Here is a 14,564-nt window from a genome sequence, read left to right on the forward strand (position 1 = left end):
AGTGCTCCTCAGCTGCTGTCACTGGTGCCGCAGGGCGTCGATGGGCCGCATCCGTGCGGCCCGGTTGGCGGGGAAACCGCCCGCGAGCAGCCCGATCAGCAGGCTCACCCCGAAGGCGAGCACCACCGATCCGGCCGACACCGTCGGGGCGGGGAAGTCGGGTACGAGGCGGGGCAGGACGATCCCGGCCAGCACGGACACGCCGACGCCGACCAGGATCCCGATGACCCCGCCGATGCCGGTCAGCACCATCGCCTCGATGAGGAACTGCTGCAGGATCGCGCGGCGGCGCGCGCCGATGGCCTTGCGGATGCCGATCTCGCGGGTCCGCTCGGTCACCGTGACCAGCATGATGTTGGCGACGCCGATGCTCCCGACCAGCAGCGAGATGCCCGCGACTGCCGCGACGAAGATCGTCACGAAGCTCAGGACCTGCGAGGACTGGTCGAGCAGGCTCTGCAGCGCGGTGACGGTGTAGTCGCGGTCCTGCGGGTCGTCGATGCGGTGCCGGTCGTCGAGGACCGTCGTGACCTGCTCGACCGCCTGCGGCACCGCGTCGGTGGACACCGCGCGCACGGTGATCTGGTCGACGACGTCGCCGCCACCGGTCAGGTAGGCGCGCGCGGCGCCCAGCGGCATGACGGCGATGTCGTCCTGCTGGCCGTTGGCGGCGAGCACGCCGATCACCCGGAACGAGGTACGGCCGATCCGCACCTCCGAGCCCAGCGCGTCGCCGGCGCGGCCGCCGAACAGCGTCGCCACCGGGTTGGGGCCGAGCACGACGACCTTCGCCCGGGTCGTGGCCTGCCGGTCGTCGAAGAACGACCCGACGACGAGCTCCCGGTTGGTGATGTCGAGGTAGTCGGCGTCGGCGCCGGTCACGCCGCTGCGGACGCTCCCGCCACCGGCCAGCTGCAGCTGCGCCGAGCCGGTCACCGTCGGGCTGACCGAGGCGACCGCGGGTGCGGAGGCCCGGTCGCGCAGGGCGCGCACGTCGGCGTCGGTGAGGTCGCGCGGGGTGCCGCTGCCGCTGATGCCACCGCGGTCCGGGGTGATCTGGATCTGGTTGGCGAGCGGGCCGAACGCGTCGGCGACGAAGCGCTGCAGACCGTTGCCGAACGCGACCAGCACGATCACCGCGGCGACCCCGATGATGATCCCGAGCATCGTCAGCAGCGACCGCAGCGGCCCGGCCCGCAGGCCCCGTACCGCGATCCGCGCGGACTCCCAGATCGTCATCGGCGCTCGTCACCCACGATCCGGCCGTCGCGCAGGGTCACGACCCGCTTGGCGAACTCCGCGACCTCGGGCTCGTGGGTGATCAGCACGACGGTGCGGCCGCTCTCGTTCAGCTCCACGAACAGGTTCATGACGTCGGTGGTCGAGGCGGTGTCGAGGTTCCCCGTCGGCTCGTCGGCCAGGATCATCGACGGGTCGGTGACCAGGGCACGGGCCACCGCGACGCGCTGCTGCTGGCCGCCGGAGAGCTCGTTGGGCCGGTGGTCGCCGCGGTCGCCGAGCCCGACCCGCTCCAGCGCGCGCCGCGCCCGGCCCCGGCGGTCGCGCCCACCGGCGTAGACCAGCGGCAGCTCCACGTTGGCCAGCGCCGAGGTGCGCGGCAGCAGGTTGAACGACTGGAAGACGAAACCGATCTTCTGCAGCCGGACGTCGGCGAGCCGGTTGTCCGACATCCGTCCGACGTCGATGCCGTCGAGCCGGTAGGCGCCGGAGCTCGGCACGTCGAGGCAGCCGAGGATGTTCATCATCGTGGACTTGCCCGAGCCGGAGGGACCCATGATCGCGACGAGGTCGCCGTCGTCGACGTGCAGGTCCACGGCGTCGAGTGCGCGCAGCTCGAGGGCTCCGGTCCGGTAGACCTTGGAGACCCCCTCCAGCTCGATCACGATTCCGGAGATTACGCACGGTGCGGTTCCGGGAAATCGTCGGGTCGTCGTCGGGAATGGTGCGCAGAAATGCGTCGTCACCCGATCGGGTGGATGGTCGCGCAGGGCCGTCACCTGCGGGTCGTCGATCAGTTAACGCGGAATCATCCCCATTTCGCGGTGGCGAGCGGGGAGTCGTCCCCGGGTCGGCGTCGCGAATTCGTGACCAGCTCGTGACCGGTCCCGTCGCGGATGCGGCCGGGCCCGTCCGGATACGGTGCCGTGGACCGACGCCGGGAGGCCGCATGGGCGAGCGACGACACCTGCTGGAGGGGCTCGCCGGCCCGACCGTCGCGCTGGAGGCGGTGAACCGGGCGACCCACGAGTTCACCGGCAGGCAGGCCCGGCGGGCGGGGCTGCACCCGACCGACCTGTGGGCGCTGCGGCTGCTCGACGTGCACGGCTCGCTCGGGCCGACCGAGCTGGCCCGGCGGCTGGACCTGCGGCCGGCCTCCACCACCGCGCTGATCGACCGGCTCGAGGCGGCCGGCCACCTCGAGCGGGTGCCCGACCCGCACGACCGCCGCCGGGTCACCGTGCGCTCGCGGGAGGAGTCCTTCCGCGCGCGGCTCGCGCAGTGGGAGCCGGTCGTGCGGGCCCTCGACGACGTCGCCCGCCGCCTCTCCGACGACGAGGGCGCGGTCGTCGAGCGCTACCTGCGCGCGGTCGTCGCCACGCTCGACGAGCTCGGCGCCGGATAGTCCGGGAGCCGGAACGCGTCGACCGCGCCGGTCGGCGTGGCCCCGAGCAGTCCGGTGACACGCTTCCCGACCGGGCTCGCGACGGCCCGGAACGCGGTGCGCAGCGTCCGGATCCCGGCCCGGGTCCGCGGGTTGGCCAGCGTCAGCGGCGGCAGCTTCTGCGCCTGCTCGGTCGCGGGCCGCAGCAGCTCCTCGTAGCGGCGCAGCGCACCCGCGGTGTCGCCGGGGCGCGAGGCCAGCTCCCCGGCCAGCACGTAGGCACCGATCAGGGCCAGGCTCGTGCCCCCGCCGCCCAGCGGCGACGGGCAGTACGCGGCGTCGCCGAGCAGCACCACCCGTCCCGAGCTCCAGTGCGGGGCCATGACCTGCCCGACGGCGTCGAAGTACATCGGGGCCCCGTCCGGCCCGTCGCCGAGCTCGCGCAGGATCCGCGGGGCGACCCAGCCCGCGTCGGCGAAGGTCTGCCGCAGGACGGTGCGGACGTCGGCGTCGCCGAGGGTCTCCAGGCCGCGCACCCCCGACAGGAAGGTCAGCATGGCGCGGGTGGTGCCCAGGTTGTCCGGGCGCAGGTGCACCCCGCGCGAGCCGGTCTCGTGGAACCAGTTCCACCAGGCGTCGTCGTCGGCGGTGCGGGGGATCGTCAGGTAGGCGCCGTACAGACCGGTCTCGCGGACGGTGACGTCGTCGAACACCAGGTCGCGGGTGCGCGACCGCAGTCCCTCGGCGACCACGACGAGGTCGGCGGTGACGGTCGTGCCGTCGTCGAGGGCGACCCGGGCCGGGCCGTCGCCGGTGCCCCGGTCCTCGACGCCGGCGATCCGGGTGCCGAACCGGAACGTCGTGGACCCCGGCGCGGCCTCGATCAGCACCCGGGCCAGCTCGCCGCGCAGGATCTCCAGCTCGGCGGTCGGACCGTCGGTCGACCCGGTCGGGTCCATCGGGATCTCGGCGACCGGGCGCCCGTCGTCGCCGATCACGCGGAAGCCGACCTCCCGGGTGCCGGCGGCCCGCACGGCGTCCTCCAGGCCCATCCGGCGCAGGACCTCGCGGGCGGTGCCGCGGACGTCGATGTTGTGCCCCTCGTCGCGCTGCCGCGGCGCGCGCTCCAGGACGGTCGTCCGCCAGCCGTACGCGGCCAGGCGCAGGGCGAGCGCGGAGCCGGCGATGCCGGCGCCGGAGATCAGGGCGTGCCGGGAGGAGGTCATGGTAGTTAGATGACCGAACTACCCGGTCGGCTAAACCTGCGCGACGATCTCGTCGGCCACCCAGCGGGCGGCGCCCTCCGGGAACGGCGCGGGCAGCCCGAGGACCACGTGCCCGAACCCCGCGGCGACGGCGGCGGAGACCCGCTCGCGGGCGTCCTGCGGATCGTCGTAGGAGACGCCCAGGTGGATCGACCGGGTGATCTCCGCCGGGTCCCGGCCGATGTCGGCGCACAGCCCGTCGAGCATCGCGCTGCGGGCGACGGCGTCGTCGAGGTCGCCGCCGGGGATGTTCCAGACGTCGGCGTGCCGTGCCGCGATCCGCAGCGTCGCCCTGGCCCGCCCGCCGATCACGATCGGCGGGTGGGCCTGCACCGGTTTCGGGCTGCCGAACGCGCCGGTGAGCCGCACCTGCTCGCCGTCGACGTCGAACGGCTCGGTCTCGGTCCACAGCCGCCGGATCACCGTGCAGGCCTCGTCGAGCGCGGTGACGGCGTCGGCGGTGGCGGCGAAGGGCAGGCCGTGCGCCTCGTACTCGCGGCGGGCGAGCGGGTGGTCCGGGCGGGACCCGACGCCGATGCCCAGGTCGAGCCGCCCGCCGGAGACGACGTCGACCGTCGTCGCGATCTTGGCCAGCACCGCGGGCGGGCGGAACCGGTTGCTGGTGACCAGCAGGCCCAGACGCAGCCGTCGGGTCCGCGCGGCCAGCGCGGACAGGGTGGTCCAGCCGTCGAGGGCCGGCCCCAGCGGGTCGCCGCCGATCGGCATGAGGTGGTCGAACAGCCAGGCGTGCTCGATGCCGGGCAGCTCGTCGGCCTCGAGCCAGACGCGCAGCAGGTCGTCGTAGGTGGTCTGCATCTGGGCGGTCATGATGCCGATGGACGCTCGGGACACGGGGGCTCCTGCGGGAGATGAAACGGAACAATGTTCCGGGTACGATACGGAACAGTGTTCCGGTCGGCAAGGGAGTGTGCGGTGGGTGTGCAGCGGGAACCGGTCCGGTCCGACGCCCGGCGCAGCCGTGCCGCCCTGCTCGAGGCCGCCGCGGCCGAGTTCGTGACCGCGGGCGTCGACGCGCCGGTCCGGGCGATCGCCGCCCGTGCCGGTGTCGGCGTGGGGACGGTCTACCGGCACTTCCCGACCCGGCCCGACCTGGTCGTCGCCGTCTACCGGCACCAGGTCGAGGGGTGCGCGGCGGCCGCACGGACCTGCCTCGACGCCGGTCCGACGCCGTTCGACGCCCTCACGGCCTGGGTCGGGGAGTTCGTCGACCTGCTCGTCACCAAGCACGGGCTGGTCGCGATGCTCGTCCACGACGACGGCCGCTCCGCCGCCCTGCACGAGCTGTTCCTGGAGCGGCTGCTGCCGGCGGGGGAGGAGATCGTCCGGGCGGCGCGGGAGGCCGGGCAGCTGCCGTCCGACGTCACCGCCTACGAGGTGCTGCGGGGGATCGGCAACCTGTGCTTCGGTGCCGAGGCCGACCCCGCCTACGACGCCCGCCGCGCCGTCGGCTTCTTCCTCGCGGGCCTCCGGGTTGCGTAACCGGAACATCGTTCCTATATTTTCCGGAGGAGGCTCCGTTTCAAGGTCTCCACTCCGTCTCCCGAAGGAGCGCACCATCGTGGACTCCACGATCTCCCTCACCGTCGACGGCCGTCGCCACGAGCTGACGGTCGACACCCGGACCACCGTCCTCGACGCGCTGCGTGACCGGCTCGGCGTGACCAGCGCCAAGAAGGGCTGCGACCACGGCCAGTGCGGTGCGTGCACCGTCCTGCTGGCCGCACCCGGTGAACAGGGGCCGGGCCGCCGCGTGCTGTCCTGCCTCTCGCTCGCCGTCGCCCACGACGACGCCGCGGTCACCACCGCCGACGGCCTCGGCACCGGCGCGGACCTGCACCCGCTCGCCGAGGCCTTCGTCGCCCACGACGCCTACCAGTGCGGCTACTGCACCCCCGGCCAGATCTGCTCGGCCGTCGGGATGCTGGACGAGGCCCGCGCCGGGCACCCCAGCGCGGTCACCGCCGACCTGTCCGGCGACGGACCGGCCGTGCTGGACCGCGCCGAGATCGCCGAGCGCCTGTCCGGGAACCTGTGCCGCTGCGCCGCCTACTCCGGCATCGTCGACGCCGTCGGTGCCGTGGGCACCGGGACGGGGGCGTCGCGGTGAAGCCGTTCGCCTACACCCGTCCCGGCGACGCAGAGGCCGCGGTCGCCGCCGTCTCCGCCGACCCGTCCGCCGCCTACCTGGCCGGCGGGACCAACCTCGTCGACCACCTCAAGCTGGGCCTGGTCGAGCCGGGCACGCTCGTCGACGTCACCGGCCTGCTGCCCACCGGGATCACCCCGACCGCCGACGGCGGCCTGTCCATCGGCGCGGGCGCCCGCAACACCGACGTCGCCGTGGACCCGCGGGTCCGACGCGACTACCCGGCGCTGTCCGCGGCGCTGCTCGCCGGGGCCTCGGGGCAGCTGCGCAACATGGCGACGACCGGCGGGAACCTGTTGCAGCGCACCCGCTGCTCCTACTTCGCCGACCTCACCGCGCCCTGCACCAAGCGCGACCCCGGGCAGGGCTGCTCCGCGCAGCACGGCTGGGCCCGCCACCACGCGATCCTCGGCGCACCCGAGGGCGGCTGCATCGCGACCCACCCGTCGGACATGGCGGTCGCGCTGGCCGCGTTCGACGCCCGCGTGCACGTCCTCGGCCCGGACGGGGAGCGCACCGTCGCCGCCACCGAGCTGCACCGGCTGCCCGGCGACGACCCGGGCCGCGACACCGTGCTGGAGCACGGGGAGCTGATCACCTCGGTCGAGCTGCCCGCGCTGCCGGTCGCCGCGCACTCCACCTACCGCAAGGTCCGCGACCGCGCCTCGTACGCGTTCGCGCTGGTGTCGGTCGCCGCGGCCCTCGACGTCGCCGACGACGGCACCGTCCGCGACGTGCGGATCGCCCTCGGCGGGGTCGCGCACCGGCCGTGGCGGGCGCACCGCGCCGAGCAGGCGCTGCTCGGCGGGCCCGCCACCGACGAGGCGTTCCGCGCCGCCGCGGCGGCCGAGACCGCCGACGCCCGCGCCGTCGACACCGCCGTCGGCGGCAACGCCTTCAAGATCCCGCTGGTGGCCGGCACGGTCACCGCCACCCTGCGCGGCCTCGCCGCGCACCGGACGGAGGCCGCATGACCAGCACCGTCACCCCCGGCACCACGACCGACGGCGCCGCAGGCACGTCGCACACCCGGATCGAGGGCCCCGCCAAGGTCACCGGCAACGCCGTCTACGCCTACGAGCAGGACGCCGCCGCACCGCTGCACCTGCGCGGCGTCGGGGCGACGATCGCCCGCGGCCGGGTCCGCTCGGTCGACACCACCGCCGCGGCCGCGGTCCCCGGGGTGGTCGCCGTCCTGACCCCGGACACCGCGCCCCGCCTCGACGACGGCGCGAACACCGAGCAGGCCGTCCTGCAGACCGGCGCCGTGCACCACCGCGGCCAGTACGTCGCCGCGGTGCTCGCCGAGACCGCCGAGGCGGCCCGGGAGGCGGCCGACCTCGTCGTCGTCGACTACGACGCGGAGCCCGCCACCACCGCGTTCGACCCGGAGTCGGCCGAGGCCTACACCCCCGAGGTCGTCGTCGCGTTCCCGCCGGACACACGCACCGGCGACCCGGAGACGGCGTTCGACGAGGCCCCCGTGCAGGTCGACGCCACCTACACGACGCCGATCGAGTACCACCACCCGATGGAGCCGCACTCCACCGTCGCGCGCTGGGACGGCGGGCACCTCACGCTGTTCGAGTCCTCGCAGGCCGTCTGGGACGCGCGACGCCAGGTCGCGGCCCTGTTCGGGATCGGCGACGACGCCGTCACCGTCGTCTCGCCGCACGTCGGCGGCGGGTTCGGCACCAAGGGGGCGCTGCACGCGGGGTCGGTCCTGGCGGTGCTCGCCGCGCGCGCGGTCCCCGGCCGGTCGGTGAAGCTGTCGCTGACCCGCCGCGAGATGACCGACACCACCGGGTACCGCCCGGCGACGGTGCAGCGCATCCGGCTCGGCGCCGGGACCGACGGGCGGCTGCACTCGCTCGGCCACGACGTCGTCGAGTCCGGGGCGCGGATGGCCGAGTTCGGCGAGCCGACCGCGGTGATCAGCAGGCACCTGTACGCGTCGCCGCACCGGCGGACCTCGCACCGGGTCGTGCCGCTGGACCTGTCCACGCCGACGTTCATGCGCGCACCCGGCGAGGCGCCCGGCAGCTTCGGCGCGGAGTCCGCGCTCGACGAGCTCGCCGTCGCCCTCGGGATCGACCCGGTCGAGCTGCGGATCCTCAACGAGCCCGACGTCGACCCCGACACCGGCAGGCCGTTCTCCAGCCGCAACCTCGTGGCCTGCCTGCGGCGCGGCGCCGAGCGGTTCGGCTGGGCCGACCGGGACCCGCGCCCGCGCACCCGGCTCGTCGACGGCTGGTGGCACGGCACCGGCGTGGCCGCCGCGTTCTTCCCGTCCTTCGCGATGCCCGGCTCCGCCGCCGCGATCCGGTTCGACGCCGGCGGTGCCGGTGCGCCCGGCCGCTACCGGGTGGACATCGCCGCGGCCGACATCGGGCAGGGCGCCCGCACGGTGCTCACCCAGATCTCCGCCGAGGCACTCGGGGTGCCACCCGCGCAGGTCGACCTGAACCTGGGCGACACCGGTCTGCCGCACGCGACCGTGGCCGGCGGCTCCGCGGGCACCGCGTCCTGGGCGACGGCGATCGTCGACGCCGCCGACCGGTTCCGCGACAAGTGGGGCACCGACCCCGAGGACGCGGCGGAGGCCGACGGCGTCGCCGGGCACAACCCGGCGATGGCCGAGTACGCGATGGGCGCGCACGGGGCGCACTTCGTCGAGGTCGCGGTGCACGCCGACACCGGGGAGATCCGGGTGCCGCGGATGCTGGGGGTGTTCGCCGCGGGCCGCATCCTCAACCCGCTGACCGCGCGCTCGCAGTTCCTCGGCGGGATGGTGTGGGGGCTGTCGATGGCGCTGCACGAGGAGGGCGTCGTCGACCCGGCCCGCGGGCACGTCGTCAACCACGACCTCGCCGGCTACCACGTGGCGGCTAACGCCGACGTCGGCGACATCGACGCCGAGTGGGTCGACGAGGACGACCCGCACGTCAACCCGGTGGGCGCCAAGGGGATCGGGGAGATCGGGATCGTCGGGGTGGCCGCGGCCGTCGCGAACGCCGCCCACCACGCCACCGGCGTGCGGGTCCGGTCGCTGCCGATCACCCTGGAGCACTTCCTGGGGGCCTGAGCGCGAGCGCCAGGACCCGCTCGGCCCGTTCGGCGAGCCGCTGCGGGTCCTGCGCCGCCGTCGCCGCCCGGAGCGCGTGGGCGTCGAGACCGTCCGGCACGCCGAGGGAGTACCAGCGCTCCAGCAGGTCCACGGTCATCTCGGGGTGGAACTGCACGCCCACGCTGCGACCGGCCACGAACGCCTCGTGCCCGGCCCCGCTGGTGGCGAGCAGCTCCGCCCCGGGCGGCGCGACGAGCTGCTCGGCGTTCCAGCAGAACCACGGCCCGGCCGGGAGGCGGCCGTCGACCGGGTCGACCGGGTGCCATCCGATCCGCGCGGCCGGCAGCGTCGTCCGGGAGCCGCCGAGGGCCTCGGCGAGGAGCTGGGCGCCGAAGCAGACCGCCAGCACCGGCACCCCGGCGTCGTGCGTCCGGCGCAGGAAGGCGACCTCACGGGCCGCCCACCCTGCGATCCGCTCCCTCGGCCACGGCGCGCCGAGCGTGACCACCAGGCCGGCCCCGGTGGGGTCGGGGAACCCGGCGTCGACGTCCGGGGTGTCGTACCGGTCCGCGGGCACCACCGTCGTCCACTCCGGACGGATCCCGCGTCGTTCCAGGGCACGGCCGAGCAGCCCGAGCCCGGCGACGTGGTCGTGGCCGATCACGATGGCGCGCACCGGCACACCCTGCCACCACCCGGGTTTGTCCCGCGCGGTCGCGGGTAGTGCGCGCCCTTCGCGGTCGAACAGCCGGCCCCGCTCCCGCACCACCTGCACGACCGACGGAGCCGTCGTTGATCCCGCACCACCCGAACTCCCCGGCCTCCCCGTTCACCGAGGGACTGCGCCACCGCATGCGGCTGGCCTGGCGCGCCGGCGCCGCGGCCGGCGCCGCCTGGTATCTCGCCACCCTCGTCCCCGGTGTCCTCGGCCAGTACCCCTACTACGCGCCGCTCGGTGCCCTGCTCGTCTGCTACCCGACCGTCTTCGACTCGCTGCGCCAGAGCCTGTACGCGGTGCTCGCGACCGGCCTCGGCGTCGGCCTCGGTGCCGCCGCCCTGCACCTGGGCGGCGCGCAGTGGTGGGCGGTGGCCGCGGCCGTCCTCGCCGGCATCGCGGTGGGTGCCGTCCCGATCCTCTCCGCGGCCCGCGACCTCGTCCCCACCGCGGCGCTGTTCACGATCCTCATCGGTGCGACGGACCCGTCCGGCTTCATGGCGGGCTACCTCGGCCAGACCCTGCTCGGCGTGCTCGTCGGGGTCGCGGTCACCCTGGCCCTGCCGCCTCCGCCGCAGAACGCCCGCGCGCACCGAGTGGTGGCGCGGCTGCGCGACGGCATCGCCGACCACCTGCAGGAGATGGCGGAGGTCCTGGCCGAGCGGTGGCCGCCGGAGCGCGAGGAGTGGACCCGCCACCGCCACGACTTCGAGCCGCTGATCGACGCGACCCGGGAGGCGGTCCGCTCCGCCGACGCCGGCCGGCGGGCCAACCTGCGGGCGCGTGCCTACCGGGCCCGCGGCCAGCAGCTCTACGAGGCCGCGCAGACCCTGGAACAGCTCGCGGTGCTCGTCCGCGACATCAGCACGGTCCTGGCCCAGACGGCGTGGGCCGAGCGCACCGTGCTCGTCCTGGACCCGGAGCTGCGCACCCCGGTCGCGGAGGCGATGCGTGACCTGGCCACCGCGATCCGGTCGGCGGAGCTGGCGCACCTCACCCGCGGCCCCGCACCCGCCGGGCTCGACGGGCACCGCCGCCACCTGGCCGCCGCCCGGGAGGCGCTGGACCGGGTCACCGACCGGCTCGACTCCCAGCGCGCGGGCTGGGAGTCGAGCCTCGCCGCGTCGGGGATCGTGCTGCACCTGCGGCGTTGCCTGGACCACCTGCACGCCGGACCGGCCGACCGCAGCCCGGATCTGCATCCGGCGGACCGGTGACGTGTGGGCGGCCGCCGACGGGGTACGTCAGGTCCATGTCGGCACTCGTACCCGGGGCGTACGCCGGCCCAGGTCCTGTCGGTTGAGATCCTGCAGCCGGCGGGGCCGCCCCGAACCTCACCTCGATCACCGCGAACGGACGAGGAGCGCCTGATGCCGGGACGCCGGACCTCCTGGACCGAGGACCTGTCCGAGGGGGCGTCGTCGGAGTTCCGCGCCGACGACGACGCCGGGCGCGCGCCCGAGGAGCTGGCCCGGACGATGGCCGGACTGTCGCGTCACCTCTACGCGGCCCGTGACGCGGCCGACGCGTGCGACCGTGTGCTCGAGGCGTGCACCGCGCTCGTCGAGGGCTGCACCCACGCCACGCTCACGCTGACCTCCGGCGGAAAGGTCGCCACCCCGGCGTGCACCGGTCCGGGCGCCCGGACCGTCGACGATCTGCAGCGTGAGCTGGGCGAGGGCCCCTGCCTCCAGGCGATCGGCGCGGACCGCAACGTCGTGTCGGCCGACCTGGGGCACGACGGGCGCTGGCCCCGGTTCGGCCCGGCCGCGGCGCGCCGCGGCATCGGCTCGGTGGTGGCCTCCCGGCTGTTCACCGACGAGCGCACCACCGGCGCCCTGAACGTCTTCGGCGCCGCCGGCGCGTTCGACACCGCCGCCCAGGACCGGATCGCGGTGCTGGCCGCGCACGCCGCCGTCGCGATCGACGCGGTGCGTACGCGGGAGAACCTGCAGGAGGCGGTCCGCAGCAGGCAGGTGATCGGCGAGGCGATCGGCATCCTGCGGGAGCGCTACGGGATCTCCTCGGAGCAGGCGTTCGACCGGCTCACCCGTGCCTCGCAGCACCTCAACATCAAGCTCCGCGCGATCGCCGAGCACCTGAGCCGCGACCCGACGGCGGAGGGGGTCAGTCCGCCAGCGGGCGGAACCGGCGCAGCCGCAGGCTGTTGAGCACCACGCACACCGAGCTGAACGCCATCGCCGCTCCCGCGATCATCGGGTTGAGCAGCCCGAACGCGGCCAGCGGGATCGCGGCCGTGTTGTAGGCGAACGCCCAGAACAGGTTGCCCCGGATCGTGCCCAGGGTGCGCCGGGACAGCCGGACGGCGTCGGCCGCGGCCCGCAGGTCACCCCGGACCAGGGTGATGTCCGACGCCTCGATCGCCACGTCGGTGCCGGTGCCCATGGCCAGGCCCAGGTCGGCCCGGGCGAGCGCGGCCGCGTCGTTCACGCCGTCGCCGACCATCGCGACGACCCGGCCCTGCTCCTGCAGCCGCTCCACCACGGCGAGCTTGTCCGCGGGCAGCACGTCGGCGATGACGGTGTCCGGGCCGGGCTCGATGCCGACCTCACGGGCGACGGTCTCGGCGACGGCCCGGTTGTCCCCGGTGAGCAGCACCGGACGCAACCCGAGCCTGCGGAACTCCGCGATCGCCTCGGCCGAGGTCGGCTTGACGGTGTCGGCGACGACGAGCACGGCACGCGCGGCCCCGTCCCACGCGACGGCGACCGTCGTACGGCCCCGCGCGGCCTCGTCCGCGGCGACCGCGGCGAGGTCGTCGGACAGCGGGACCGACCACTGCTCGAGCAGCCGCGGACGGCCGACGAGCACGGCGTGGCCGTCGACGACGCCCTGCACGCCGAGGCCCTCGTGGTTGGTGAAGTCCGTGACGGCGGGCAGGTCACCGACCCGCTCGGCCGCCGCCCCGGCGATCGCGGCGGCGACCGGGTGCTCCGAGGCGCGCTCCAGCGCCCCGGCGAGGCGCAGCACGGTCGCCTCGTCGGTCCCGTCGCCGGTGTGCACGCCGGTCAGCGCCATGGTGCCGGTGGTGACGGTGCCGGTCTTGTCGAGCACGACGGTGTCGACCCGGCGCGTGGACTCCAGGATCTCCGGCCCCTTGATCAGGATGCCGGTCTGGGCGCCGCGCCCGGTGCCGACGAGCAGCGCGGTCGGCGTGGCCAGCCCGAGCGCGCACGGGCACGCGATGATCAGCACGGCGACGGCCGCGGTGAACGCGGTCGAGGCGACGGCGCCGGTGAGGATCCAGACCAGCAGCGTCGCGGCGGCGATCACGGCGACGACGGGCACGAACACCGCGGAGATCCGGTCGGCGAGGCGCTGCACCTCGGCCTTGCCGTTCTGCGCCTCCTCGACCAGCCGCGCCATCTGTGCGAGCGCGGTGTCCGAGCCGACCCGGGTGGCCCGCACGACGAGCCGCCCGCCGGAGTTCACGCACCCGCCGACGACGGTGTCCCCGGCCCGGACCTCGACCGGCACCGACTCGCCGGTCAGCATCGAGACGTCGACCGCCGAGCGGCCGTCGACGACCTCGCCGTCGGTGGCGACCTTCTCCCCGGGGCGCACGACGAACTCCTCGCCCACGGCGAGCTCGTCGACGGCGACGCGCACCTCGGCGCCGTCGCGGAGCACCGTCACGTCCTTCGCGCCCATCTGCAGCAGCGCGCGCAGCGCGGCACCGGCCCGGCGGCGGGAGCGGAGCTCGACGTAGCGCCCGGCCAGCACGAACGTGACGACCGCGGCGACGACCTCCAGGTAGATGTTCCCGCTGCCGTCGGTGCGCGAGATCGTCAGCTCGAAGGGGTGCACCATGCCGGGCATCCCGGCGGTGCCGAGGAACAGCGCGTAGAGCGACCAGGCGAGCGCGGCCGTCGTCCCCATCGAGACGAGGGTGTCCATCGTGGCGGCGCCGTGGCGCAGGTTGGTCCAGGCGGCGCGGTGGAACGGCGCGCCCGCCCAGCCCCAGACCGGCAGTGTCAGCAGCAGCGAGACCCACTGCCAGCCGACGAACTGCCATGCGGGCGTCATCGCGACGACGACGACCGGCACCGACAGCACGGCGGCTCCGATGAGCCGGTTCCGCAGGTCGCGCAGGTCGCGCTCGGGGTCCTCGTCGGCCTCCGCGCTCGGCGGGGTGGCGGTGTAGCCGGCCGCCTCGACGGTCCCGACGAGCGTGTCGATGCCGATCCCACCGGGCGCGCTGACCCGGGCCTTCTCGGTGGCGTAGTTGACGGTGGCGGTGACGCCGTCGAGCTTGTTGAGCTTGCGCTCGATGCGGTTGGCGCAGGACGCACAGGTCATGCCGCCGACGGCGAGCTCGATCTCGGTGACGGTGCTGCCCGCGCCGTTCTCGGCGACGGTCCCGGTCGCGGCTGCGCGGGGCAGGGCGGTGACGGGTCCGTGGGCCGGGGACGTGTCGCTCATGGTCGGTCCTCCGGGGGTGACCCGGCGCGGGTGGCGGTGGCGACCCGCGCCGGGTGGGTGGTCAGGGGTGCTCAGACGAGCTGGTAGCCCGCCTCGTGCACGGCGTCACGGACGGCGTCGGGGGAGATCTCGTCGTCGCTGGTGACGGTGACGGCGCCGGTCGGCAGGTCGACGGCCACGTCGGTGACGCCGGCGATCTCGCTGATCTCCTCGGTGACCGAGGCGACGCAGTGCTGGCAGGTCATGCCGGTGACGGTGTAGCTGGCGGTGCTCATCGTGCTCTC

At 75.0% G+C, this 14,564-nt stretch carries 14 protein-coding genes; 7 read left to right on the forward strand and 7 right to left on the reverse strand.

The genetic code is table 11. From position 1 onward, the window contains the following. Positions 1 to 18 precede the first annotated feature (18 nt). Together KPL57_RS03540 and KPL57_RS03545 are read right to left on the reverse strand one after the other, a co-directional pair. Positions 19 to 1,239, reverse strand: coding sequence for an ABC transporter permease (locus KPL57_RS03540; RefSeq protein ID WP_161151480.1), 1,221 nt, complete (start codon positions 1,237 to 1,239; stop codon positions 19 to 21). After that, the gene (locus KPL57_RS03545) at positions 1,236 to 1,904 is read right to left on the reverse strand and encodes an ABC transporter ATP-binding protein (protein ID WP_073577370.1); all 669 of its coding nucleotides are present in this window, start codon (positions 1,902 to 1,904) and stop codon (positions 1,236 to 1,238) included. Before KPL57_RS03545 ends, KPL57_RS03540 begins: the two co-directional genes overlap by 4 nt. 284 nt (positions 1,905 to 2,188) lie before the next feature. Between KPL57_RS03545 and KPL57_RS03550 the strand changes: the two genes are divergently transcribed. Beyond that, complete coding sequence (locus KPL57_RS03550; protein WP_226350440.1) at positions 2,189 to 2,644, forward strand: MarR family winged helix-turn-helix transcriptional regulator; 456 nt, start codon at positions 2,189 to 2,191, stop codon at positions 2,642 to 2,644. Here KPL57_RS03550 and KPL57_RS03555 read toward each other — a convergent pair. Both KPL57_RS03555 and KPL57_RS03560 read right to left on the reverse strand, forming a co-directional pair. Then, a complete protein-coding gene (locus tag KPL57_RS03555; RefSeq protein ID WP_226350441.1) occupies positions 2,596 to 3,849 on the reverse strand; it encodes an FAD-dependent monooxygenase in 1,254 nt (417 codons plus the stop codon). The two genes, KPL57_RS03550 and KPL57_RS03555, sit on opposite strands and share 49 nt — an antisense overlap. 30 nt (positions 3,850 to 3,879) lie before the next feature. Continuing rightward, a complete protein-coding gene (locus KPL57_RS03560) occupies positions 3,880 to 4,704 on the reverse strand; it encodes an LLM class flavin-dependent oxidoreductase (protein ID WP_374203658.1) in 825 nt (274 codons plus the stop codon). A 117-nt stretch (positions 4,705 to 4,821) separates the two neighbouring features. Between KPL57_RS03560 and KPL57_RS03565 the strand changes: the two genes are divergently transcribed. The 4 genes from KPL57_RS03565 (at position 4,822) to KPL57_RS03580 (ending at position 9,140) form a co-directional block, all read left to right on the forward strand. Continuing rightward, positions 4,822 to 5,388 (forward strand): TetR/AcrR family transcriptional regulator, encoded by a 567-nt coding sequence (locus tag KPL57_RS03565; protein ID WP_226350442.1) that lies wholly within the window; start codon positions 4,822 to 4,824, stop codon positions 5,386 to 5,388. Between the two features lie 79 nt (positions 5,389 to 5,467). Continuing rightward, positions 5,468 to 6,016 carry a 2Fe-2S iron-sulfur cluster-binding protein gene (locus KPL57_RS03570; RefSeq protein WP_062396781.1) on the forward strand — a complete coding sequence of 183 codons (549 nt, stop codon included), beginning with the start codon at positions 5,468 to 5,470 and terminating at the stop codon, positions 6,014 to 6,016. Next, positions 6,013 to 7,029, forward strand: a complete 1,017-nt coding sequence (locus KPL57_RS03575; RefSeq protein WP_226350443.1) for a xanthine dehydrogenase family protein subunit M — start codon at positions 6,013 to 6,015, stop codon at positions 7,027 to 7,029. The genes KPL57_RS03570 and KPL57_RS03575 overlap by 4 nt, the downstream gene beginning before the upstream one ends. Further along, positions 7,026 to 9,140 (forward strand): xanthine dehydrogenase family protein molybdopterin-binding subunit, encoded by a 2,115-nt coding sequence (locus KPL57_RS03580; protein WP_226350444.1) that lies wholly within the window; start codon positions 7,026 to 7,028, stop codon positions 9,138 to 9,140. Before KPL57_RS03575 ends, KPL57_RS03580 begins: the two co-directional genes overlap by 4 nt. On the opposite strand, the gene KPL57_RS03585 is transcribed toward KPL57_RS03580, so the two are convergent. Continuing rightward, positions 9,112 to 9,798 (reverse strand): gamma-glutamyl-gamma-aminobutyrate hydrolase family protein, encoded by a 687-nt coding sequence (locus KPL57_RS03585; RefSeq protein ID WP_226350445.1) that lies wholly within the window; start codon positions 9,796 to 9,798, stop codon positions 9,112 to 9,114. The two genes, KPL57_RS03580 and KPL57_RS03585, sit on opposite strands and share 29 nt — an antisense overlap. 116 nt (positions 9,799 to 9,914) lie before the next feature. Between KPL57_RS03585 and KPL57_RS03590 the strand changes: the two genes are divergently transcribed. Further along, the gene (locus KPL57_RS03590) at positions 9,915 to 11,054 is read left to right on the forward strand and encodes an FUSC family protein (RefSeq protein WP_226350446.1); all 1,140 of its coding nucleotides are present in this window, start codon (positions 9,915 to 9,917) and stop codon (positions 11,052 to 11,054) included. A gap of 153 nt (positions 11,055 to 11,207) precedes the next feature. After that, positions 11,208 to 12,008 carry an ANTAR domain-containing protein gene (locus KPL57_RS03595; protein ID WP_226350447.1) on the forward strand — a complete coding sequence of 267 codons (801 nt, stop codon included), beginning with the start codon at positions 11,208 to 11,210 and terminating at the stop codon, positions 12,006 to 12,008. Here the strand turns inward: KPL57_RS03595 and KPL57_RS03600 are convergent. After that, on the reverse strand, positions 11,965 to 14,157 hold the full coding sequence (locus KPL57_RS03600) for a cation-translocating P-type ATPase (RefSeq protein WP_226350646.1): 2,193 nt from the start codon (positions 14,155 to 14,157) through the stop codon (positions 11,965 to 11,967). The two genes, KPL57_RS03595 and KPL57_RS03600, sit on opposite strands and share 44 nt — an antisense overlap. A 194-nt stretch (positions 14,158 to 14,351) precedes the next feature. Next, positions 14,352 to 14,555 carry a heavy-metal-associated domain-containing protein gene (locus KPL57_RS03605; protein ID WP_208821024.1) on the reverse strand — a complete coding sequence of 68 codons (204 nt, stop codon included), beginning with the start codon at positions 14,553 to 14,555 and terminating at the stop codon, positions 14,352 to 14,354. Between the last annotated feature and the right edge of the window lie 9 nt (positions 14,556 to 14,564).

The organism is Pseudonocardia sp. ICBG601 (assembly GCF_020496245.1).